20 protein-coding genes are annotated in these 21,600 nt (G+C 69.0%); 11 read left to right on the top strand and 9 right to left on the bottom strand.

The genetic code is table 11. From position 1 onward, the window contains the following. Window positions 1–4: 4 nt before the first annotated feature. Complete coding sequence (locus EDC29_RS14965) at window positions 5–514, top strand: disulfide bond formation protein B (protein ID WP_123141723.1); 510 nt, start codon at window positions 5–7, stop codon at window positions 512–514. Window positions 515–598: 84 nt separating this feature from the next. Then, on the top strand, window positions 599–1,255 hold the full coding sequence (locus EDC29_RS14960) for a thiol:disulfide interchange protein DsbA/DsbL (protein ID WP_132230534.1): 657 nt from the start codon (window positions 599–601) through the stop codon (window positions 1,253–1,255). Window positions 1,256–1,289: 34 nt separating this feature from the next. On the opposite strand, the gene EDC29_RS14955 is transcribed toward EDC29_RS14960, so the two are convergent. Next, window positions 1,290–3,698 carry a hybrid sensor histidine kinase/response regulator gene (locus EDC29_RS14955; RefSeq protein WP_132230533.1) on the bottom strand — a complete coding sequence of 803 codons (2,409 nt, stop codon included), beginning with the start codon at window positions 3,696–3,698 and terminating at the stop codon, window positions 1,290–1,292. Beyond that, window positions 3,698–5,791 (bottom strand): putative bifunctional diguanylate cyclase/phosphodiesterase, encoded by a 2,094-nt coding sequence (locus tag EDC29_RS14950; RefSeq protein ID WP_123142560.1) that lies wholly within the window; start codon window positions 5,789–5,791, stop codon window positions 3,698–3,700. The genes EDC29_RS14955 and EDC29_RS14950 overlap by 1 nt, the downstream gene beginning before the upstream one ends. 115 nt (window positions 5,792–5,906) lie before the next feature. Between EDC29_RS14950 and EDC29_RS14945 the strand changes: the two genes are divergently transcribed. Genes EDC29_RS14945 through EDC29_RS14935 form a run of 3 tightly spaced genes read left to right on the top strand, consistent with a single transcriptional unit; the run spans window position 5,907 to window position 8,421 of the window. Continuing rightward, complete coding sequence (locus tag EDC29_RS14945) at window positions 5,907–6,245, top strand: Hpt domain-containing protein (protein WP_123142562.1); 339 nt, start codon at window positions 5,907–5,909, stop codon at window positions 6,243–6,245. Then, window positions 6,245–7,477 carry an EAL and HDOD domain-containing protein gene (locus EDC29_RS14940; protein WP_123142559.1) on the top strand — a complete coding sequence of 411 codons (1,233 nt, stop codon included), beginning with the start codon at window positions 6,245–6,247 and terminating at the stop codon, window positions 7,475–7,477. Before EDC29_RS14945 ends, EDC29_RS14940 begins: the two co-directional genes overlap by 1 nt. 11 nt (window positions 7,478–7,488) lie before the next feature. Continuing rightward, window positions 7,489–8,421: a DUF3298 domain-containing protein gene (locus EDC29_RS14935; protein ID WP_165913549.1), complete on the top strand. Its 933-nt coding sequence runs from the start codon at window positions 7,489–7,491 to the stop codon at window positions 8,419–8,421. A gap of 105 nt (window positions 8,422–8,526) precedes the next feature. On the opposite strand, the gene EDC29_RS14930 is transcribed toward EDC29_RS14935, so the two are convergent. Beyond that, window positions 8,527–8,880, bottom strand: a complete 354-nt coding sequence (locus EDC29_RS14930) for an HMA2 domain-containing protein (protein ID WP_123139769.1) — start codon at window positions 8,878–8,880, stop codon at window positions 8,527–8,529. 310 nt (window positions 8,881–9,190) lie between these two features. On the opposite strand from EDC29_RS14930, the gene EDC29_RS14925 reads away from it, so the two are divergent. Beyond that, window positions 9,191–9,541, top strand: coding sequence for a cupin domain-containing protein (locus tag EDC29_RS14925; RefSeq protein ID WP_005220313.1), 351 nt, complete (start codon window positions 9,191–9,193; stop codon window positions 9,539–9,541). An 8-nt stretch (window positions 9,542–9,549) separates the two neighbouring features. Here EDC29_RS14925 and EDC29_RS14920 read toward each other — a convergent pair whose 3' ends face one another. From EDC29_RS14920 to EDC29_RS14900, 5 genes are all read right to left on the bottom strand, one after another. Then, window positions 9,550–11,688 carry a heavy metal translocating P-type ATPase gene (locus EDC29_RS14920; protein WP_132230532.1) on the bottom strand — a complete coding sequence of 713 codons (2,139 nt, stop codon included), beginning with the start codon at window positions 11,686–11,688 and terminating at the stop codon, window positions 9,550–9,552. A 73-nt stretch (window positions 11,689–11,761) separates the two neighbouring features. Next, the gene (locus EDC29_RS14915; RefSeq protein ID WP_123139771.1) at window positions 11,762–12,187 is read right to left on the bottom strand and encodes a hypothetical protein; all 426 of its coding nucleotides are present in this window, start codon (window positions 12,185–12,187) and stop codon (window positions 11,762–11,764) included. Further along, complete coding sequence (locus tag EDC29_RS14910; RefSeq protein WP_062276597.1) at window positions 12,184–12,360, bottom strand: hypothetical protein; 177 nt, start codon at window positions 12,358–12,360, stop codon at window positions 12,184–12,186. Before EDC29_RS14910 ends, EDC29_RS14915 begins: the two co-directional genes overlap by 4 nt. Next, complete coding sequence (locus EDC29_RS14905) at window positions 12,353–12,700, bottom strand: magnetosome protein MamC family protein (RefSeq protein ID WP_132230531.1); 348 nt, start codon at window positions 12,698–12,700, stop codon at window positions 12,353–12,355. Before EDC29_RS14905 ends, EDC29_RS14910 begins: the two co-directional genes overlap by 8 nt. Then, window positions 12,697–13,437, bottom strand: coding sequence for a hypothetical protein (locus EDC29_RS14900; RefSeq protein WP_132230529.1), 741 nt, complete (start codon window positions 13,435–13,437; stop codon window positions 12,697–12,699). The genes EDC29_RS14905 and EDC29_RS14900 overlap by 4 nt, the downstream gene beginning before the upstream one ends. 266 nt (window positions 13,438–13,703) lie before the next feature. Here EDC29_RS14900 and EDC29_RS14895 point away from each other — a divergent pair, with 266 nt between their 5' ends. From EDC29_RS14895 to EDC29_RS14880, 4 genes are all read left to right on the top strand, one after another. Then, window positions 13,704–14,207, top strand: a complete 504-nt coding sequence (locus tag EDC29_RS14895; RefSeq protein ID WP_132230527.1) for an HMA2 domain-containing protein — start codon at window positions 13,704–13,706, stop codon at window positions 14,205–14,207. A 218-nt stretch (window positions 14,208–14,425) separates the two neighbouring features. After that, complete coding sequence (locus tag EDC29_RS14890) at window positions 14,426–16,810, top strand: phosphoketolase family protein (protein WP_123139774.1); 2,385 nt, start codon at window positions 14,426–14,428, stop codon at window positions 16,808–16,810. 74 nt (window positions 16,811–16,884) lie between these two features. Continuing rightward, entirely contained in the window at window positions 16,885–19,398 is a 2,514-nt protein-coding gene (locus EDC29_RS14885; protein ID WP_132230525.1) for a glycogen/starch/alpha-glucan phosphorylase, read from the top strand. Between the two features lie 186 nt (window positions 19,399–19,584). After that, the gene (locus EDC29_RS14880) at window positions 19,585–20,010 is read left to right on the top strand and encodes a type II toxin-antitoxin system VapC family toxin (RefSeq protein WP_123139776.1); all 426 of its coding nucleotides are present in this window, start codon (window positions 19,585–19,587) and stop codon (window positions 20,008–20,010) included. Window positions 20,011–20,036: 26 nt separating this feature from the next. Here the strand turns inward: EDC29_RS14880 and EDC29_RS14875 are convergent, their stop codons facing one another. Further along, window positions 20,037–20,354, bottom strand: a complete 318-nt coding sequence (locus tag EDC29_RS14875; protein WP_123139777.1) for a hypothetical protein — start codon at window positions 20,352–20,354, stop codon at window positions 20,037–20,039. A gap of 170 nt (window positions 20,355–20,524) precedes the next feature. Here EDC29_RS14875 and ruvB point away from each other — a divergent pair, with 170 nt between their 5' ends. Next, window positions 20,525–21,565: a Holliday junction branch migration DNA helicase RuvB gene (gene ruvB / locus EDC29_RS14870; protein WP_123139778.1), complete on the top strand. Its 1,041-nt coding sequence runs from the start codon at window positions 20,525–20,527 to the stop codon at window positions 21,563–21,565. Window positions 21,566–21,600 lie beyond the last annotated feature (35 nt).

Genomic DNA, 21,600 nt, shown 5'->3' with positions numbered 1-21,600 from the left:
CGCGATGTTTCGCCCCACGCCCCGCTCGATCTGGTACATCCTGGCGATCGGGGGGCTCGGCGTGGCCGCATTCAGCGTGGCGCTCACCGAGTGGCTGCTGCTCGACCCCTGCCATCTGTGCATCTTCCAGCGCCTGCTGTTCGGCCTCGCCGGGCTGTTCGCCCTCGCCGCGGCACTGGGCGCACGGGTGCTCGGTTATCTGACGGTGGCGAGCGCGCTCGGCGGGCTCTGGAGTTCGCTCTACCAGAGCTGGCTGCAACTGCAGCCGCCCGGCGCGGTCAATTGCATCGGCGGCGAACTCGGCCCCGTCGAGCGACTGGTCGAGTGGCTGGGCCAGCAGGCCCCCGAGCTGTTCCTCGCCACCGGTTTCTGTGAGGACCCGGGGCTGCAGATCCTCGGGCTGTCGCTGGCCAACTGGGGGGCGATCGCCTTCGCCCTCGGAGCCATCGCCGCCGTCTGGGCGCTCGTTGCGAGCGCCCAGCGCCCCTCGGCCCGTGCCGACCGGGGCGACTGATCGCGCCGGGAGCTTCCCGGACATCCCGACACCCAGAAGGCGGACGCATCGGACGTCCGTCCACCACCCTGGAGATCCTGATCGATGCCGCTGAGCCGCAGACACTTCAACCTCACCCTGATGGGCACACTGGGCGCCCTCGCCGCACCGCTGCCGGCCCGCTCGGCACCCTTGGTCGAGGGGCGGGACTGGCGTCCCATCGACCCACCGCAGCCGGGCGATGCCCCGGGCAAGATCGAGGTGCTCGAGTTCTTCTCCTACGGCTGCCCGCACTGCAGCGACTTCAACCCGATCGTCAAGGAGTGGGCCGCAGATCAGCCCGAGGACGTCGTCTTCCGCCGTGTCCCGGTCACCTTCGGGCGTACCGCCTGGGCCAACCTCGCCCGCCTCTATTACGCCCTGGAGGCATCTGAGGCCCTCGCACAGCACGATCAGGCGGTGTTCGATGCCCTGCACCGTGAGCGGCGCCGACTCTACAGCCCGGATGCCATCCTCGACTGGGTCGAGGCCCGCGGGCTCAATCGCGACGCCTTCGCCGCGCTCTTCGACTCCTTCGACATCCAGGCCAAGATCGCGCGCAGCGACCGCCTGGTGCAGCGCTACCGCATCCACGCCGTGCCGCGGGTGACGGTCGCCGGGCGCTATGCCGTGCTCGGCAAGGAGGCGAGCAGCTATCGCGAGCTGCTCGGCATCGCCGAGACCCTGATCGCGCAGACGCGCAAGCAGGGCCTGGCCGGCTGACCCGGACGGCGCGGAATGCGCCGGGCGGCGCGCCCTAGTCGCCGCCCGGCGCACCCGCGAGCAGCTGCTCGCGCAGGGTCGCGAGCAGCTGGCGCGGTCGCAGCGGCTTGGGCACATGGTCATCCATCCCCGCCGCCAGACAGGCCTCACGATCGCTCGCCATGGCATTGGCGGTCATCGCCACGATCGCGACCCGCTGCCCGGCACCGGACTCGCGCGCGCGGATCGCGCGCGTCGCCGCGAGCCCGTCGAGCACCGGCATCTGCATGTCCATCAACACCAGCTCGAAACGTCCGGGCGCAAAGCGCTCGAGCGCCTCGGCACCGTGCTCGGCCAGCGTGACCACACACCCCCAGCGCTCCAGCAATGCCCGCGCCAGACGTTGATTGACCACATTGTCCTCGACCAGCAGCACCCGCACCCCGGCGAGCAGCGCCGTACCGCCGGGCGCGCCCGAGGGCGCCGGGCGCGGCCCATCCAACGCCCGCAGCAAGCCGCTGACCTCGCCCGGACTCACCGGCTTGGTCAGCACCGCAAAGCCCGCGGCGGCACAGCGTCGCGCCTCCTCGCCCTGCAGCCCATAGGAGAGCAGCGCCAACCGCTCACGTTCGACCAGCCCGGCCTCGACCAGCCGCTCGGCCAGGGCCACGCCACCGTCGCGCGCGGCGATCAGCGCCAGGGTCAACGGCCGCGCATCGCGGGCGCGCATCTCGGCCTCGACCGCAGCGGCACTCACCACACGCAACCCCAGCCGCTCGAGCCAGTCGACCAGGGTGAGGCGCGCACGCGGGTGCGGCTCGACCACCAGTGCCCATCCTCGAGACCGAGACGCCTCGGTCTCGGCTCCGGCGACGAGGGTCTCGTCGAGCGACAACGGCAACTCGACGGTGAAACGGCTCCCCCGACCCGGCTCGCTGTCGACCGTGATCCGCCCCCCCATCAGTTCCACCAGACGCGAGATGATGCTCAACCCCAGCCCGGTGCCGCCAAAGCGGCGGGTGATCGAGACATCGGCCTGACCGAAGACCTCGAAGATCCCCTCGAGCTGGTCGGGGTGGATGCCGACCCCGGTATCGGCCACCGCGAGCGCGACCCACTCGCCCTGGCCGGAGGAGAGGCGCTCCAGGGTGACCCGGATCTCGCCGGCGGCGGTGAACTTGATCGCGTTGTCGCAGAGATTGACCAGCACCTGGCGCAACCGCGCCGGATCGCCGAGGCGCCGCCGGGGCAGCGTCGGGGCAAGCTCCAGGACCAGCTCGACCCCCTTGGCGGCGGCCCGTGTGCCGAGCGGCTTGAGGGCCCCGGCAAGGAGTTCGGCAAGATCGAAGGGGATGTGCTCGAGCTCGACCCGGCCGGCCTCGATCTTGGCGAAGTCGAGCAGGTCGTTGAGCAGCGTCAGCAGGGTCCCGGCCGAGGTGCGCACGATGGTGAGATAGTCGCGCTGGGTCGGATCCAGGTCGGTCTCGAGGGCCAGCTCGGTCATCCCGATGATGCCGTTCATCGGGGTGCGGATCTCGTGGCTCATGTTGGCGATGAAGCGACTCTTCGCCGCGTTGGCCGACTCGGCCATGTCGCGTGCCTCGCGCAGCTCGGCCTCGACCCGCTTCCACGCGGTGATGTCCATGGCGACCCCGGTCATGCGCGGCGCCCGACCGTCGCCCTGATCGCAGGGGGTGGCCTGAACGCGATGATGACGCAGCTCGCCGCCGGGCAGCAGCACCCTGAACTCGGCCTCGAGGTCGCGCGCCTCGTCGAACGAGGCGCGCAACGCCGTCTCCATCCGCGCGCGGTCATCCGGGTGGAGACGGCGCAGCCAGGTCTCTACCCGGCCATCGAACTCGACCGCGTCGAGACCATGCAGGGCCAGCATGCGCGCATCCCAATCGAGTCGGTCCCCTTGCGGGTGCCACTCCCACACCCCGAGCCCGGCGGTGGCCGCCGCCAGCTCCAGGCGCGCGCGCTGATGACGCAGCTCGGTCTCGAACAGACAACCGCGTGCGGCATTGGCGAGACGACGCACCAGCGGCACGAAGGCCCGCTGGAAACGGGTCGAGAGCATGCCGACATCGGCCCCGCGCAGCAACAGCAGCACCCCGAACCCCTCGAGACGGAAGGCGTGGAGTGCACAGCGCGAATCGACCGCCACCAGCGGCAGGCCACCGGGCTGCTGGCGCAATGCCTGATACAGCCCCTGTGGCGTCCAGCGCTCCCAGAAAGCGGCATAGCAGGGGTTGCGCGCGAGGTTGCGCGGCAGCATGCAGCTCAGCGGCGGCGCCGTCGACGAGACCTCTTCGAGCTGGAGCACCGCCGCGCCGCTGCCCTCGAGCAGGCGCACCATGCTGACCAGGAAGCGGCGCACCATGGGCTCGAGGTCGACGCTTTCACCGATGGCCACCGCGAGCGCGTAGAGCACCTCGGTCTCGTCGTTCGGGGAGGTCGCCATCACAGCGCTCCGCCGGGCGGCACGAAGGCGCGCAGCAGCGCTTCGAGCGAAGGTGGCGCCATCGGTCGTCCGATCAGATAGCCCTGCACCTGATCGACCCCGAGCGCCTCGACGAAGTCGCACTGACGCTGGGTCTCGATCCCCTCGGCGATCACCGTCAGCCCCAGGCTCTGCCCCATCACCGTGACCGCGCGCACGATCGCCCGCGCCCGCCGTCCCCGGGTGACGGTGGCGACGAAGGCGCGATCGATCTTGAGCACATCGAGCGGGAAGTGCTGCAGATACTCGAGCGACGAGTAACCGATGCCGAAGTCGTCGATCGCGACCTTGAGCCCGAGCGCGCGACAGCGACCGAGCAGCTCGACGGCGGCCTCCGGCTCCTGCATCGCCAGCCGCTCGGTGATCTCGAGTTCGATACGACCGGGGTCGACGCCGGTGTCGCCGAGCACCCGCTCGATCAGCGTGAACAGCCCGGGGTCGAGGAACTGACGCGCCGAGAGGTTGACCGCGACCCCCAGGCCCGTCCCCTCCCAGGCGACACACTGACGACAGGCCTGCTCCAGCACCCAGGCGCCGACCGGCCGGATCAACCCGAGCGACTCGAGCAGCGGCACGAAGCGCGCCGGCGAGAGATCGCCCCAGCGTGGATGGCGCCAGCGCAGCAACGCCTCGACCGCGACGATCTGCCCCGACTCGAGATCGAGCTGCGGTTGGTAGTGAAGATGAAACTCCTCGCGCTCGAGCGCGCCGTGCAACGCCTGCTCCAGCTCCAGCGCCTCGGCCAACCCCTGACGCAACCGTGGCGCCGAGGGCGCCTCCTCGCTCAGCGTGCCACGCAGCCGCGCCAGACGCTGCGCCTGCTCGGCGAGCGCAAGCAGCTGCTTGGCGTCGTCGCCGTGACCTGGATGACAGCAGAATCCACCGCTCAGGGTGAGCACCAGCTCGCGCCCATCGATCGGATAGGGCCGCCCCAGCGCATGCAACAGACGGGCGAAGCGCGCCTGCAACCTCGGCAGATCGGCCCCGCAGAGCAGCACCCCGAACTCGTCGCCACCAAGCCTGGCCGCAAGCTCCGACGACCCGCCGGACTGTTCGAGCCGCTGCGCCAGGCTACCCAGCAGCAGATCGCCCGCAGGCTCGCCCAGGGCGTCGTTGTGACGATGGAACTCGACCACATCGATCCAGCCGACCAGCAACACCGAACCCGTCACCACCGCCCGGCGCAGCGCCTGCTCGATCTGGCGCAGGAACAGCCGTCGATTAGCCAGCCCGGTCAACTCGTCGTGCAGCGACAGATAGTCGACCAGATCCTCGGTGCGGCGCATCTCGGTCACGTCCTGGAGCACGCCCAACACCCGCTCGGCGTCGTGCTCGGAGTGCTCGCCGACCACCCGCAGCAGCCGCTCGCCATTGTCGCCGCACAGCCGGAACTCGATCTCGAAGGAGCCCTTGCCGACGCGCGCCACCTGCATCATCCGCTCGAGCCGGGGGCGATCGGCGGGGTGGACCAGCGCCAGCACCGAGGACACCCGCTCGAGCGCACCGGCATCGACCCCGAGCAACACGGCCGCGTCATCGGACCAGGACAGCGCATCATCCTCCAGCGACCATTGCCAGAAGGTCAGCCGCGCGATGCCGCGCGCCACCCGCTCGTGCTGACGATTGCGCCGCACCTGCAGGTTGAGTGCACCGGCGTGCAGCGCATAACGGACCCGCTGGCTCAGCAGCGACCAGTTGATCGGCTTGACCATGAAATCGGTGGCGCCGGCCTCCAGCGCCGCCTCGATGGTCTCGACCTCGTCGGCCCCGGTGACCATGATCACCGGCGTGGCGATCTCGACCTCGAGCGCGCGGATCCGCCGGCAGACCTCGAGCCCGTCCATCCCCGGCATGCAGACATCGAGCAGCACCAGATCGGGCTGAATGCGGGCAAAGCACTCGAGCGCCTGGGCGCCATCGGCGGCGGCCTCGACGGCGAACCCCTGGCGGCGCAACGCGCCACAGATCAGCCCCCGGGTCGGGGCATCGTCATCGACGACCAACACCCGCCCGAGCGCACCCGTCCCCTGCGTATCCGCCCCCTGCGTCCCCATCTAGTCCTCCATCTCCCGATGGCCCGCGATCTAAGGTTGAGGCAGGGGCAACCGATACAAACCGTCGCGGCTCGAACGGCACCCAGTCAGCAGCCACAAGCCCGAGGTGATCATCATGCACCATGTCGACCCCGAGACGATCGCCGAGCTGCGCGACCTGCTCGACGAGGAGCTCGACGCCATCATGCTCGCCTTCGCCCAACAGCTCCCCGTCCAGCTCGAGCGCCTGGAGCAGGCCTCACCGAGCGAGTGCGGGGCGCTGGCCCATGCCCTCAAGGGCAGCGCCGGCAACATCGGCGCGACCATGCTGGCCAGCGCGGCCGGCGCGCTCGAACAGGCCGCGCGCGCCGGCGAGCCCGAGACGATCGCCGCGGCCCGCGCGCGATTGCGTCCACTGGCCAGCGCCGCCCTGGACGAGCTGCGCGCGCTCGGCGCGCTGCGCGAGGCGCCCTGATGCCCACATCGCTCCAGAGCGCGGGCGCCATGCGCCCGGTCTTCGTCGGTCGCCAGCCGATCTTCGACGCCAGCGCGGGGATCGTCGGCTTCGAGCTGCTGTTTCGCGCCGGACACACCGACAGGGCCGCGATCGACGACAGCGACCGCGCCACCACCGAGCTGCTGCGTACCGTCTTCGTCGACATCGGCGTCGAGAACCTGGTCGGTGACCGGCTCGCCTTCATCAACCTCTCGCCGCGCTTCATCGGGCGCGAGGTGATCGCCGCCCTGCCCGCCGAGCGCACCGTACTCGAATTGTCGGTCAGCGCCGGGATCGGTCCCCAGACCCTAGCCGCCATCCGTCTGCTCAGGGACCAGGGCTTCAGGGTCGCGCTGCAGTGCACGGGCGCGGGCGCGCTGCCGGCGCACGCGCTCGAGGCCGTCGATCTGGTCAAGCTCGACGCCCGCGCCACCGCGGCACCGGAGCTCGAGGCGCAGTGCGCCCGGCTCGCCGCCCACGGGCTCACCCTGATCGCCGAGAAGATCGAGGACGAGACCACGCTCGCCCGCTGCCGGGCGCTGGGCTTCGATTATTTCCAGGGTTTCTATCTCTCCTACCCCAACGTGATCGAGGGGCAGCGCATGGCCGGCGCGGCGCTCGCGCTGCTGCGCCTGATCGAGACCCTGCAGCGCCCCGATACCACGGTGGCCGAGATCAACCGCAGCATCACCAGCGACGCGGCGCTCAGCCTGGAGATCCTCAGGCTCGCCAACAGCCCCCGCTTCCGTCGCCGCGAACCGATCGAATCGGTCGAGCACGCGATCGTCGTGCTCGGGCGCGACACCATTCGTCACTGGGCGCTGCTGCTCACGCTGCGCCGCACCCAGGGCTCGCCGGTGGCGATCGAGCAGATCCTGATACGCGCACGCATGGGCGAGTTGCTCGCACCCGTGCTCGCACCCGGTGATGCACCCCAGCGCTACTTCACCCTGGGGCTGCTCTCGGCCGTCGAACGCTTCCTCGGCGTCGCGCTCGAGGAGATGGTGGAGCAGGTGCGACTGGGACCGGAGCTGCGCGCGGCCCTGTTCAATCATGAGGGGATCATGGGGCTGGCGCTGGAGATCATCGAGGGATTCGAGCAACCCGACACCCCCTTGCCCGACGACCTCACGGTCACCGCCGAGGCGCTCTCGACCCGCTATATTCAGGCCATCGACTGGGCGCGCGAGACGCTCGACACACTGAAATGAAGGACGATCGAATGGATGTGACGCGTCATTGCACCGCCGCGCTGCTCGGTGTCGCGCTCCTGCCGACACTCGCTGCCGGCGCCGGGTTCGACTGCGAGCGCGCCTCGACCCCGATCGAGCACAGCATCTGCGCCGACGCCGAGCTCGACGCGCTCGACGCCCGGCTCGCCGAGCTCTATCGCGCCGCGCGCGAGCGGCTCGCGCCCGCCGAGCGCGAGGCATTGCGCCAGACCCAGCGCAGCTGGCTCGCCGCGCGCAACCGCTGCGGCCCGGATCGAGACTGTCTGCGAGCGCAGTATCTGCAGCGCATCGAAACGCTCGCACCACCACGGGCACGGCTCACCCGCACCGGCCCGCACTACCAGCTCGAGGCCAGTTATCCGGTGTTCGCCGGGGCGCCGGAGACGATCAACCGCGCGGTGCGTGCATTCGTCCAGGAGCAGGTCGATGCCTTCCTCGCCAGCACCGAGGAGCTCCTGGCCGATCCCGAGCCGCCGCTCGGACCGGCATGGTCGTTCGCGCTCGAGGGCGAGGCCGGCCACCGCACCGACACCCTGCAGGTCGTCGCGTTCGAGGGCTATGCCTATTACGGCGGGGCGCACGGCATGCCGCTGTTCGCGCCGCTGCTGCTGGATCTGTCCGAGGCCCGCGCGCTCGACCCGGCGGAACTCTTCCGCGCCGACAGCGACTGGCTCGCGCGGCTCGCCCGACTCAGCCGCGCGGCACTCGCCGGACGCGACCTGCTCGGTGCCGATGCCGACTGGGTCAACCAGGGCACCGCGCCGGTGGCGGAGAACTATCAACTGTTGCTGCCCGGCCCCGATGGGATCACGGTGATCTTCCCGCCCTATGCGGTCGCCGCCTATGCCGCCGGCGCACAGCGGGTGCTGATCCCCTATGCCGAGATCGACGACCTGCTCGCACGCCCCCTGCGGGCGCCTTGAGTCAGGCGCGCCGGAACCGGACGCGATGGCGCGGGTCGAAGGCGATCGCCCGCATCCCGCCCCGCCGCTATTGCGAGACCGGCGGGGACGGGATGGGGGCGGCGATCAGAGCAGCACGCTCACCAGCTTGTAGGCCGAGCGCTCCACCGCCTTGTTGACGAAGGCGCCGACGAGCGCCTTGCCGAACAGGGTGCCGGCCCTGGTCGCCAGCTCACCGGAGCGTGAGTCGATCTCGACACAGCCATGACGCTCGAGGGCCTCGAGCAGCTGGGCACGACCGATGCGTGCCGGATCATAGAGCAGGGTCAGGCTCGATGCGCGCGGATTGAAGCGCACCTCGGTCACCCCCTCGAGCGCCTGCAGCTCACGCTGCGCCTCGCCGTCGAGCAGCGAGCGACAGCGCAGTGCCGCCGAGCGGATACGCAGTCGCCCTGGAACATGATGGATGTAGTGACTCATGGAACCCTCGGTACTCTCGTCGCTGGAAGGTCATCGATGTGCCTGGCCTGTCGCCGGCGCCCACCGGCCCGGGAACAACCGAATCCGTGCCGTTTCGCGTCGTCGCTGCGCTCCTGCAACGGCCTGTCGGAGTGTCGTCGTCCCGACGCCATCGCAAACGCGAACGGTTATCGATAATAGTTCTCGATCAGGCATTAAGCAAGGGTTGTGCGCGTTTGTTTCTTGCCGACAACCTTGCTATTTTCGATCGAATCAGCGGGATCGGCCCGCCCTCTTCCACCTCAAGCTCGCGGAGCGTTAGAACGATTTCATGAAAGAAGCAGACTGGCTCCTCTTCCAGCTCGACGACCTGGTCTCGAGCGTCGATCGCAACGGTGTCGCCTTCAAGGAATTCCTGCGCACCCCGTCGCTCTCCTGCTCGGTCTATCACCTCCCGGCAGGCTCCAAGGACATGGCCAGCGCCCATGAGGAGGACGAGCTCTATCTGGTGCTCGAGGGACGCGCGCAACTGCGGGTCGGCGACAGCGTGCGGCTGGTCGAGAAGGGCACGCTGATGTACGTGCATGCCGCCTGCAGCCATGCCTTCTTCGACATCGAGGAGGACCTCACCGTGCTGGCCTTCTTCGGCGCGCCGGTACGCGCACACCTGCAGCGCGGCTGACCCCGCTCTCAGTCGTCGACCGGCGGCGCGAGACGACGCTCCTCGGCACCATCGAAGTCCACCCCGCGCAGGGCGTTGAGCAGCACCGCCAGGGTGGTGCCGTTGTGCAGCACCGCGCTGGCCAGGGGCGAGACCCGACCGCTCGCCGCGCCGACCAGGATCGCGGTGTTGATGCCGACGGCGGCGCGGAAGTTGTTGCGGATCAATCGCATGGTGCTGAGCGCCAGGGCGCGCGCGTCGGCCACCGCATCGAGCCGATCGTCGGTGAGCAGGATGTCGGCCGTGGCGCGGGCGATATCGGCACCGCGCGGCATGGCGATGCCGACATCGGCGGCAGCGAGCGCCGGACCGTCGTTGACCCCGTCGCCGACGAAGGCGACCTTGGCCCCGGCATCCTGCAGGCGCATCAGGATCGCCGCCTTGTCCTCGGGCGCGACCTCGGCGTGCACCGCGTCGAAACCGAGCTCGCGACCGAGCGCCTCGGCCTTGCTGCGGCGGTCGCCGCTGATCATCACCAGCCGCTCGATGCCGAGCGCACGCAGCCGCGCCAGCGTCTCCGGGGTCTCGGGGCGCAGCGTGTCGCGCAGCGCGATCAGCCCGACCGGGCCCTCGCGGTTGGCGACGAAGAGCAGGATCTTGCCGGCGTCGTGGAAGCTCGAGATACGCGGTTCGAAGGGCGAGAAGTCGATGCCCTCGTGCTCTTCGAGATAGTGACGGCTGCCGATCATGATCCGCCCCCCGGCGACATCGGCCGAGAGCCCGTGGGCGACCAGATAATCGACCTCGCCGTGGCTGATGTGCTCGAGTCCGCGCGCCTGTGCGGCGTCGACCACGGCGCTGGCGATCGGGTGCGAGGCGTGCTCCTCGATCGAGGCGACCAGCGCGAGCAGGTCACACTCGTCGCAACCCGGGTGGGTGGCGAGCACCTCGACATCGGTGACCGCCAGCTCGCTGTGGGTCAGGGTGCCGGTCTTGTCGAACACCAGCGTATCGACCCCGGCGAGCTGCTCGATCGCCTCGCCACCACGCATCAGCACCCCATTGCCCGCCGCACGCGCCATCCCCGACTTGATCGCCACCGGGGTGCCGAGCTTGAGCGCGCAGGCATAATCGACCAGGAACACCGACTGCACCCGACGCAGGTCGCGGGTGGCGGCATAGACCGCCGCCCCCGTGCCCAGGGTCAGCGCCACGCGCTGATCGGCGAGCCGGTCGGCCTCGCTCTGGGTGGCCGAGCGCTTGGTGAGCGCATCGCCGATGAAGCGCGCCACCCGCGCCGAGGTGGTCTCGGCGCCGACCTGGGTGGCCTCGATGCGCAGCCGCCCCTCGACCAGCACCGAGCCGCAGATCACCCGTCGGTAGACCGACTTGCGCACCGGCACGTCCTCGCCGGTGACCGCCGACTGATCGACCAGCGCCACCCCGTCGATCACCCGACCGTCGACCGCGATGCGCTCCCCCGGCCCGACCTGAACGATCTCGCCGACCTCGACCTGATCGCCGGGCACGCGCACCAGCTCACCGTCGCGCTCGACCCAGGCCGGCGCGGGGTCCGGGCGCAGCAGCCGCGCCAGCATGCGATCGGAGCGACGCGCGGTGCGCTCCTCGAGATAGGCGCCGAGACGCAGCAGCAGGTCGGTGACGGTGGCGGCATAGACCTCGCCACGCGCCGCCGAGAGCCCTACCGCCACGGCATCGAGCACCTCGACCTTGACCCCTTCGTTGACCAGGGTGTCGACCCCGCGCGCCAGCGTCGGCGCGGCACTGGTCACCGCCAGCGCCAACCGCCAGCCCGGCGGCAACAGCGGCAGCAGCGCCAGCGCCAACAACGAGGTCGCCACCGGCGCCAGCCCCGAGTCCGGCTCGCCGGCGGACACCGGCAGCGCGTCGTGACCGACATGGGGCACATAGGCACGCAGCCGCTCGATGACGCGAGCCCGCGCCTCGGGCGTAGGCGTGAACTCGATCACCAGCGAACCCGTCGCCACCCCGGTACGCACCTCGCGCACCTCGGGCAGGGCATCGAGCCAGAGTTCAAGGGTGTCCGGTGCATAACCGGGGGCGCCGAGGGCGGGGAGACGCAGCCGCAACCGACCGGGCAGCTGGTGAACGACGCGATAGCGCAGCGCGGGCAAGGAAGGGGTCACGAGATCAGGGTCCTGAACTGGGCGTGGGCGGGCGGACGCACCCGCCCACGTGGGCTGGGGGAGAGGGTGACGCTCAGGGATCCTGACGCTGCGAGGCGTGCCGCAGCTCGGCCTCGGCGTCGCCGAAACGCTCCTTGATCTCCTCGACCCCGCCCTGGACCATCGCCCAGGCGCGTACCATGCCGTTGATCGCCGTGCGCTGCACCTGCTCGTTGGTGAGCAGATAGGTCGCAGCGGCGCCGATCACCAGCCCCTTGAGGAAGCGGTCACGCGACAGCGTCGCCAGCGTGCCCTGCTGGTTCTGGGGGTTCCACTGGGGCTGCTGCATCGCCATGGGCGCATGATAGCCCTGGTAGTAATAGGCCTGTCCCTGAGGCGGAAGAGCCGCACCCTGGCCCTGGTGATACTGCTGATACTGCCCACCCTGGGCCTGTCCCTGGGGGGCACCCCCCGGTTGGCCCTGGGCGCCCTGCCCTGGATAGCCGTATTGATTGCTCATGCCGAGTCTCCTGTGGTCGGTCGTGCGTTGTTCGGTGCCGGTTGCCGGTTGCCGCGCGCCTTGACCAGGCCACGCAGCAACATCACCAGTGCCGCGCCGGTGATCAAACCGCCGATGCCCTCGGCGATGTTCTTCGTGACCCCGTGCTGATGACGTTGACGTTGATCAGTCATGCATATCCCCATCGGTCCATTGACGCAGCCCGTAGAAGACCGCCGACCCGGCCAGGAACATCAGCCCGAGCCGCAGCGCCCCCTGATCGGCGACGGTGGAGGCCACGGCGCCGGCCGCAGCGGTGGCCACACCCGCGGCCACCGCGCTCTTGCCGGTCTCGACCAGGGCCAGGTTGGGAAGCTGCTCGCCGGCCTGGATGCGATCGACCTGACGGGCCGCGGCGAGACTGCCGCCGATCACCGCTCCGAGGGTGGCGAGCCGCACCAACGACCCGCAATCGCTGCTGATCGCCGGGGCCGTGGGCGCCGTGCCCGGCCAGAAAACGGGAGGCTGGCTCATGCCTTCTGCTCCTCGCCACCACCCTGACCCTTGTCGCCACCGAAGAGGGTGCGCTGGACCGAGCCGTTGGTGAACACCAACACGGCGGCGGCACCGAGCAGCGCGCCCTTCCAGAAGTCGGTGTCATTGAAGTCGATCAGCTTGGAGAGGCTGTTGAGTCCGTTGCCACCATTGGCCAGCTCATCGACCAGTTCCGCCACCCCGGCGCCGGCGCCGTGCTGGGCACCGAACCCCTGGTGCGCACCGGCCCCCGGGGGATAACCACCCGGCGCCGCGCCATGACCGGCCCACTCGGGCTGCCCACCCTGGTACGGCGCGCCCTGATAGGGCATGGCCCCAGGCGGCATGCCACCGGGCTGATAGCCGTACTGCGGCGGCTGCGCCCCCGGGTACGGCTGTCCCGGATACGGCTGCTGCGGCGGCAGCATCCCCGGCATCCATTGCGGCTGGCCACCGGCCTGAGGCCCATATCCACCCTGCGCGGTCTGTGGTCCCTGGGGCTGGGCCGCGGCAACGCCCGGCGGCGGCGCGCCCCAGGCCGGCTGCGGGGCCTGCTGTTGGCCGGGGTGCATGCCCATGCCAGGCTCCTGGCCCTGCGCCGACCAGGGTGCACCGGCGGCCTGGGGACCCTGGCCCGCAGCGCTGTCGCAGCCCTCGGCCTGCCAGGCCTGCGCGCCCTCCTGGCCGCCTCCGGGCATATCCGGTCGCGCCTGCGCCTCTGACTTGTGTTCGCTCATGGTGACTCCGCTTGGATGGATGGGTTGCGGCACCGCACTCGAGACGGTGCTCATCGTCGTCCTCGACCTCGCGATGCACGGACCGCTCGATCGAGACCGCAGCGGTGGGGGCACCGCACTGCCACGGCGGACGGTCCCGACTGGAGAATAAAGTTAACGCAGCCGCCCGTCGTAAACAATAACGATTTACGTTTGCATGGGGAGCGGGGCGCGGTTAGACTCGGAGGGTCTGGAGATGGTTGGAGTATCCCCCGGAGGAACCAGCGATGCCGTCCGTACCCGCAGCACGCCAGGGGCAGCTGCCCCCGATCTCGATCTGTCATCAGGTGCCGGGGCGCGTGCGGCTGCGCGTGCCGCTGCTGCTCGCCGAACCCGCTGCGGCGACGGCGCTGGTCAAGGCGCTGCGCGCCCTGCCCGGGGTGGAGGGCGTACGCAGCAACCCGGCCTGCGCCAGCCTGGTGGTGCGACATCACGCGTCCCAGCCACTGGCGGCGAGCACCATCCTCTCGACACTGACTCCATTGATCCATCAATCGCGTCCTCCGGCGGCCGCTCCTCTGGTCCATCCTATACGAAAAACGCCAAAGTGGAACAGGGCGCACCCCCAGCGCGTACAGCGCCGGCGCTCGCGTGCCGACTGCCCGCTGTGCCGACTCAAGCTCAGGGCGGCGCGCTGGATCATGGCCGACGTGTGGCGCTGCTGGCAGGAGCGTACGCGCGCGCGTATTCGTACCCTTATGGTCACGGCGCTCTCGCCGCTGCGTCACTGACCGAGCCGATACCGCTCACACGCCCGAATGGCGATGCCATAAAAACTTAATATTCAGCGCATTGCCATATGACCTTGACGAGGCCCGGTGATGTCGCGGCGCCATGGCGCCATCACGCACCCATCCGCCCCCACTCGGTCATCCTGTCTGGCCTTCCCCCCGACCATCGACTATCGTGATCACCTGAACTCACGCAATCACCGATTGAGGAGTCTGCAATGGTCACCCCCGTCGCGCATCCTGACGCGAACCTGTCCCCAGAGCTTTTGAAGCGGATCGACGCCTACTGGCGCGCCTGCAACTACCTGGCCGTCGGCATGATCTATCTGCGGGACAACCCGCTGCTGCGCGAACCGCTGCGCGAGGAACATCTCAAGCAGCGCCTGCTCGGTCATTGGGGCGCGAGTCCCGGACTGTCGTTCATGTACGTCCATCTCAACCGCATCATCAATGCCTACGACCAGCGCGCCATCTTTCTCGCCGGCCCGGGTCACGGCGCCCCCGGGGTGCTCGCCCCGGTCTATCTCGAGGGCACCTACTCCGAGGTCTATCCCAACAAGAGCGAGGATGAGGAAGGTCTGCGCGCCTTCTTCAAGCAGTTCTCCTTCCCCGGCGGCATCGGCTCGCACTGCACGCCCGAGACCCCCGGCTCGATCCACGAGGGCGGCGAGCTCGGCTACTCGATCTCGCACGCCTTCGGCGCGGCCTTCGACAACCCGGATCTGTTGGTGGCGGTCGCCGTCGGCGACGGCGAGGCCGAGACCGGACCGCTGGCCACCTCCTGGCACTCGAGCAAGTATCTCAACCCGATCCGCGACGGCGCGGTGCTGCCGATCCTTCATCTCAACGGCTACAAGATCAACAACCCCACCCTGCTCTCGCGCATCCCCAACGAGGAACTGAGCAACCTGATGCGCGGCTACGGCTGGACCCCGCACTTCGTCGAGGGCGACGACCCGATGGAGATGCATCAGCGCATGGCCGAGACGCTCGATCGCTGCCTCGCCGAGATCCGCGGCTTCCAGCAGCAGGCACGCGAGAGCGGCCAGGCCAACCGCTGCCACTGGCCGATGATCGTGCTGCGCACCCCCAAGGGCTGGACCGGTCCGAAGACGGTCGACGGCAAGCGCGTCGAGGGTTTCTGGCGCGCCCATCAGGTGCCGCTCTCGGGGATGCACGGCAATCCCGCCCATCTCGAACAGCTCGAGGCGTGGATGCGCAGCTACCAACCCGAGGAGCTGTTCGACGAGCAGGGCCGGCTGCGCCCCGAGCTCAAGGCACTCGCGCCCCGGGGCGAGATGCGCATGAGCGCCAGCCCCCATGCCAACGGCGGCCTGCTGCGACGTGCGCTGCGCCTGCCCGACTTCCGCGACTACGCCCAGCCGATCAGCCGTCCGGCCACCGAGCGGGCGATGAACACCCGCCCCCTGGGGGCGATGCTGCGCGACGTGATGGCGCGCAACACCGACAACTTCCGTGTCTTCGGCCCGGACGAGAACACCTCCAACAAGCTCGACGCCATCTACGAGGTGAGCAAGAAGCTGTGGCTGTGCGACTACCGCGAGGAGGACGCCGACGGCGGTGAACTCTCACCCGATGGCCGGGTGCTGGAGATGCTCTCGGAGCACACCCTCGAGGGTTGGTACGAGGGCTATATCCTCACCGGGCGGCACGGTTTCTTCGCCACCTACGAGGCCTTCGTCCACGTCATCGACAGCATGTACAACCAGCATGCCAAGTGGCTGTCGATCTGCGAGGACATCCCCTGGCGCGCCCGTGTCTCCTCGCTCAACCTGCTGATCACCTCCACCGTCTGGCGCCAGGACCACAACGGCTTCACCCACCAGGACCCGGGCTTCCTCGACGTGGTGGTCAACAAGAACCCCGAGGTCACGCGGATCTACCTGCCCCCGGACGTCAACACCCTGCTCTCGACCGTCGACCACTGCCTGCGCAGCCGCGACGACATCAACGTGATCGTCGCCGACAAGCAGAACCATCTGCAGTACCTGGACATGGACGCGGCCATCAAGCACTGCACCAAGGGCATCGGCATCTGGGAGTGGGCGAGCAACGACCAGGGCGGCGAACCCGACCTGGTGATGGTCGGCTGCGGCGACATCCCCACCAAGGAGGCGCTGGCGGCCACCGCGCTGCTGCGCGAGCACTTCGCCGACATCCGCATCCGCTTCATCAACGTCGTCGACCTGTTCCGTCTGCAACCGGCCGGCGAACACCCCCACGGGCTCAACGACGCCGATTTCGACAGCCTGTTCACCAAGGATCGGCCGGTGATCTTCAACTTCCACGGCTATCCCTGGCTGATCCACCGTCTCGCCTACCGTCGCACCAACCACAGGAACCTGCACGTGCGCGGCTACAAGGAGAAGGGCAACATCAACACCCCGCTGGAGCTGGCGATCAACAACGAGATCGACCGCTTCAGCCTCGCCATCGACGCCATCGATCGGGTACCGCGGCTGCAGGTGGCCGGCGCCCACGTCAAGGAGCGGCTGCGCGACATGCAGATCGAGTGTCGCAACTACGCCTTCGAGCACGGCGTCGACAAGCCCGAGGTCGACGACTGGACTTGGCCCTATTGATCTGATCCGACCGGGGCGCGTTCACGCGCCCCGCCCCGACGCATCTCCCCTCTCCCCACACTGAGGCGTCACCGATGAGCAAGGCGCAACGACCCGAGTCACCCTGCGAGCCCCGCGAGCCGACCCGCACCGGGATGTCGAAGGAGGCGCTGAAACAGGCCTATATCGACAACCTGTTCTTCATCCAGGGACGCTTTCGCGAGGTCGCCACCCCCCATGACCTCTACATGGCCGCGGCCTACACCGCGCGCGACCGGTTGCTCGAGCGCTGGGTGCGTTCGGCGCAGCTGTTCAAGTCGAGCCATGCGCGCACCGTCTGCTACCTCTCGGCCGAGTACCTGCTCGGTCCGCACCTGGCCAAGACGCTGATCAACCTCGGCATCACCCAGGCGGCGCGCGAGGCGGCCGAGGAACTCGAACTCGACTTCACCGCGGTACTCGAGGAGGAGGAGGAGCCGGGACTCGGCAATGGTGGGCTGGGGCGGCTGGCCGCCTGCTTCATGGACTCGCTCGCGACCCTGCGCATCCCCGCCATCGGCTATGGCATCCGCTACGAGTTCGGCATCTTCGACCAGCGCATCGAGGACGGCTGGCAGGTCGAGGTCAGCGACAACTGGCTGCGCAACGGCAACCCCTGGGAGATCCCGCGGCCGAAGATCTGCTTCCCGGTCTGCTACGGCGGGCACACCGAGCGCTATCGCGACGCCGATGACCAGTGGCGCACCCGCTGGGTACCGGCGATGGTGATCCAGGGCGTCGCCTACGACACCCCGATCCTCGGCTTCGGTACCGACAACGTGAACCTGTTGCGGCTGTGGAAATCGGAGGCGGCCGAGTCGCTCGACTTCCAGGCCTTCAACATCGGCGACTACTACGGCGCGGTGCACGCCAAGATCGAGGCCGAGACCATCTCCAAGATCCTCTACCCCAACGACGAGCCCGAGGCGGGCAAGGAGTTGCGGCTCAAGCAGCAATACTTCTTCGTCTCCTGCTCGATCCAGGACATGATCCGGCTGCACCTCAACACCGTCGGACCGATCGAGCAGTTCGATCAGAAGTTCGTCGCCCAGCTCAACGACACCCACCCGGCGCTGGCCATCGCCGAGCTGATGCGGCTGTTGCTCGACGAGCACGGGATGGACTGGGAGCAGGCCTGGGGGATCACTCACCGCACCTTCTGCTACACCAACCACACCCTGCTGCCCGAGGCCCTCGAGACCTGGCCGGTGGCACTGCTCGAACGGCTGCTGCCGCGCCATCTGGAGATCATCTACGAGATCAATCAGCGCTTTCTCGATCAGGTGCGGGTGCGCTTCTTCGCCGACGACGCGCGGGTGGCGCGGATGTCGTTGATCGGCGAGGACGGCGAGCGCCGAGTGCGCATGGCGCACCTCGCGGTGGTCGGCAGCCATCAGGTCAACGGGGTGGCGGAGCTGCACTCGGAGCTGGTGCGCACCACCATCCTGCGCGACTTCCACGACCTCTGGCCCGAGCGCTTCACCAACGTCACCAACGGGGTCTCGCCGCGACGTTTCATCATGGTCAGCAACCCGCGGCTGGGGCGGCTGATCAGCGAGGTCTGCGGCAACACCGACTGGGCGCGCGACCTCGAGCAGCTGCGCCGACTCGAGGAATACGCCGACGACCCCACCTTCCAGGCCCGCTGGCGCGAGATCAAGACCGCCGCCAAGCGCGATCTGGCCGACTGGATGGCCGCGCGCACCGGGGTCGACCTCGACCCGGTGCAGCTCTTCGACGTCCAGGCCAAGCGCATCCACGAGTACAAGCGCCAGCACCTCAACGTGCTGCACATCATCCGCACCTACCAGCGCATCAAGCAGGACCCCGATCACGACCTGGTGCCGCGCGCCTTCATCTTCGGCGGCAAGGCCGCACCCGGCTACTTCGCCGCCAAGCTGCTGATCAAGCTGGTCAACGCCGTGGCCGAGGTGATCAACCACGACCCCGAGGTCAACGGCACCATCCGCGTCGCCTTCATGCCCGACTTCAACGTCAAGAACGGTCAGCGACTCTACCCCGCCGCCGACCTCTCCGAGCAGATCTCGCTGGCCGGCAAGGAGGCCTCGGGGACGGGCAACATGAAGTTCTCGATGAACGGGGCACTGACCATCGGCACCCTCGACGGCGCCAACATCGAGATCCGTCGCGCCGTCGGCGAGGACAACTTCTTCCTCTTCGGCATGGACGCCGAGACCGTGGCGCACCGCCAGGCCGAGGGTTACCACCCCTGGGAGTACTATCGCAACGACCCGGAACTACGCGCCGATATCGACCTGATCAACTCGGGGCTGTTCTCGCACGGCGACACCAGCCTGTTTCGCCCGCTCACCGACCAGCTGGTCAACCACGACCCCTTCATGGTGCTGGCCGACTATCGCGCCTATGTGGAGGCCCAGGAGCATGTCAGCAGCGCCTACCGCGACCCCGCACGCTGGACGCGGATGTCGATCCTCAACGTCGCGCGCATGGGCCGCTTCTCCTCCGACCGCGCCATCCGCGAATATGCCGAGCGGATCTGGGCGGTCGAGCCATTGCCGGTGGAGAGCGGGGCGGAGACGACGCGCTGACCACTCATCCGGCCACGAAATGTGACGCTTGTCACACCGATGAGTCTTGACTTATAAGGGTTTCCTGATTGATAGCCCCGCATCGACAGATGCGGGGCGCTCCGGCATGGACCGCGACACCGGGCATCCGCTCGGCATACCCACCGCTCGCCGGCCATGACAGGCGAATACCACAGGGAACGAACGATGTCCGACACCCCCAAGGCGCTCTTCGACGTCACCGTGCTGACCGCGGCCATGGCCGCGGAGGACTCCCGCAACGGCCCCGCACGCGCGGCCTTCGGCCTGGTCACTGATGGACGCGTACGCGGCTATATCTGCGCCAGCGCGATCGACGCACTGCACGACTTCCTCTCCCGCACCCAGGGCCAGCGCCAGGCGCGCGGCGCGCTCGACCGGCTGCGCGCGCTCTTCGAGATCGCCCCGGTCGACGCCGGCATCGTCGACGCGGCCATGGAGCTCGGTTGGGACTATCTCGACGATGCCCTGACCCACGAGTGCGCCCGCGCCCAGGGACTCGACTACCTGATCACCGCCAACCCCGAGGACTTCCCCGGCAGCGCGCTCAAGGTGCAGCCGCCCGAGACCTTCCTGCGCGAACTCCACGGCTGACGCCAGCGCCGGCGGCGGACCCTGGATCAGCGCTTGCGCACATCCAGATACTCGCGCTCGACCGCCGTCTCCAGCGCCTGCATGCCCTTGACCAGCTCCTCGTAGCGCATCCGCAGCGCATGCAGCCGCGCCACCGCCTCCTTGCCCGGCAGCTCGCCGTTACTCTTGGTGGCGATCTCGAACAGCGCCTGCAGATAGCTCGCGCGCGCACGCGCCACCATCTCGATCACCGGATTGAGATCGCTCAGGGTCAGCGCCGAGATCGCCGGATTGATGTGGCGGCGGTTGATCTCGCGGATCGCGGCGTCGATCTCCAGCAGCAGTCGACTGTTTTCGTTTGGCATGCTTGCTCCTCAATTCGCTCACAGAAAGCGTCCCGCTTCTCGCCTGCGCGGGGACCATACGTCACGCTGGCGCGCACGTCGATCGAGGCGCGATCTCCGGCACGAAGATGTCCGCATCCCCTATCATAGGCGCACCCGACCAACTCCCTTGTCTCCCCTCGCCGCCCGACATGACCGACCCAGACCGTATCATCAGCCCCCAGGCCGCCACCGACGACAATGCGCTCGATCGCGCCATCCGCCCCCGCACGTTGGCCGACTATGTCGGCCAGCCGGCGGTCTGCGACCAGATGGAGATCTTCATCGGCGCCGCCCGGGCGCGCGCCGAGGCGCTCGATCACGTGCTGATCTTCGGCCCCCCCGGTCTCGGCAAGACCACGCTCGCCCACATCATCGCCCAGGAGATGCAGGTCAACCTGCGCCAGACCTCGGGACCGGTGCTGGAGAAGCCCGGCGATCTGGCCGCGCTGCTCACCAACCTCGAGGAGGGCGACGTGCTCTTCGTCGACGAGATCCACCGTCTCAGCCCGGTGGTCGAGGAGGTGCTCTACCCGGCGATGGAGGACTACCAGATCGACATCATGATCGGCGAGGGTCCGGCGGCGCGCTCGATCAAGCTCGACCTGCCGCCCTTCACCCTGGTCGGCGCCACCACCCGCGCCGGGCTGCTGACCTCACCGCTGCGCGATCGCTTCGGTATCGTCCAGCGGCTCGAGTACTACTCTGCCGCCGACCTCACCACCATCGTCGAGCGCTCGGCACGACTGCTCGGCATCGCCGCCGACACCGCCGGCGCAAGCGAGATCGCGCGCCGCTCGCGCGGCACCCCGCGCATCGCCAACCGGCTGCTGCGACGGGTGCGCGACTATGCCGAGGTGCGCGCCGACGGCCATATCGACGCCGCCGTCGCCGATCGCGCGCTGGAGATGCTCAAGGTCGACGCCCAGGGCTTCGACCACATGGACCGACGCCTGCTCGAAGCGGTGATCGAGAAGTTCGACGGCGGCCCGGTCGGGGTCGAGAGCCTGGCCGCGGCGATCGGCGAGGAGCGCGGCACCATCGAGGACGTGCTCGAACCCTATCTCATTCAGCAGGGCTTCCTGATGCGCACCCCGCGCGGGCGCATGGCCACCCAGATCGCCTACGACCACTTCGGCCTGCGCGCGCGCCGCGACGCCGAGCCCGGGCTGTTCGATCAGCCGACGGAATGAGACGGCCCGCCCCCCTGGCGACGGAATCAGTGACG

The organism is Marichromatium gracile (genome assembly GCF_004343155.1).
Classification (GTDB): Bacteria; Pseudomonadota; Gammaproteobacteria; order Chromatiales; family Chromatiaceae; genus Marichromatium; species Marichromatium gracile.
The sequence above is the reverse complement of the archived record's forward strand: the minus strand, read 5'-3'. Positions and strand labels throughout refer to the sequence as shown.

Bases quoted from the DNA above. Each gene is read 5' to 3' on its own strand.
- EDC29_RS14965 (WP_123141723.1), top strand. From the start codon at position 5: ATGTTTCGCCCCACGCCCCGCTCGATCTGGTACATCCTGGCGATCGGG.
- EDC29_RS14960 (WP_132230534.1), top strand. From the start codon at position 599: ATGCCGCTGAGCCGCAGACACTTCAACCTCACCCTGATGGGCACACTG.
- EDC29_RS14955 (WP_132230533.1), bottom strand. From the start codon at position 3,698: ATGGCGACCTCCCCGAACGACGAGACCGAGGTGCTCTACGCGCTCGCG.
- EDC29_RS14950 (WP_123142560.1), bottom strand. From the start codon at position 5,791: ATGGGGACGCAGGGGGCGGATACGCAGGGGACGGGTGCGCTCGGGCGG.
- EDC29_RS14945 (WP_123142562.1), top strand. From the start codon at position 5,907: ATGCACCATGTCGACCCCGAGACGATCGCCGAGCTGCGCGACCTGCTC.
- EDC29_RS14940 (WP_123142559.1), top strand. From the start codon at position 6,245: ATGCCCACATCGCTCCAGAGCGCGGGCGCCATGCGCCCGGTCTTCGTC.
- EDC29_RS14935 (WP_165913549.1), top strand. From the start codon at position 7,489: ATGGATGTGACGCGTCATTGCACCGCCGCGCTGCTCGGTGTCGCGCTC.
- EDC29_RS14930 (WP_123139769.1), bottom strand. From the start codon at position 8,880: ATGAGTCACTACATCCATCATGTTCCAGGGCGACTGCGTATCCGCTCG.
- EDC29_RS14925 (WP_005220313.1), top strand. From the start codon at position 9,191: ATGAAAGAAGCAGACTGGCTCCTCTTCCAGCTCGACGACCTGGTCTCG.
- EDC29_RS14915 (WP_123139771.1), bottom strand. From the start codon at position 12,187: ATGAGCAATCAATACGGCTATCCAGGGCAGGGCGCCCAGGGCCAACCG.
- EDC29_RS14910 (WP_062276597.1), bottom strand. From the start codon at position 12,360: ATGACTGATCAACGTCAACGTCATCAGCACGGGGTCACGAAGAACATC.
- EDC29_RS14905 (WP_132230531.1), bottom strand. From the start codon at position 12,700: ATGAGCCAGCCTCCCGTTTTCTGGCCGGGCACGGCGCCCACGGCCCCG.
- EDC29_RS14900 (WP_132230529.1), bottom strand. From the start codon at position 13,437: ATGAGCGAACACAAGTCAGAGGCGCAGGCGCGACCGGATATGCCCGGA.
- EDC29_RS14895 (WP_132230527.1), top strand. From the start codon at position 13,704: ATGCCGTCCGTACCCGCAGCACGCCAGGGGCAGCTGCCCCCGATCTCG.
- EDC29_RS14890 (WP_123139774.1), top strand. From the start codon at position 14,426: ATGGTCACCCCCGTCGCGCATCCTGACGCGAACCTGTCCCCAGAGCTT.
- EDC29_RS14885 (WP_132230525.1), top strand. From the start codon at position 16,885: ATGAGCAAGGCGCAACGACCCGAGTCACCCTGCGAGCCCCGCGAGCCG.
- EDC29_RS14880 (WP_123139776.1), top strand. From the start codon at position 19,585: ATGTCCGACACCCCCAAGGCGCTCTTCGACGTCACCGTGCTGACCGCG.
- EDC29_RS14875 (WP_123139777.1), bottom strand. From the start codon at position 20,354: ATGCCAAACGAAAACAGTCGACTGCTGCTGGAGATCGACGCCGCGATC.
- ruvB (WP_123139778.1), top strand. From the start codon at position 20,525: ATGACCGACCCAGACCGTATCATCAGCCCCCAGGCCGCCACCGACGAC.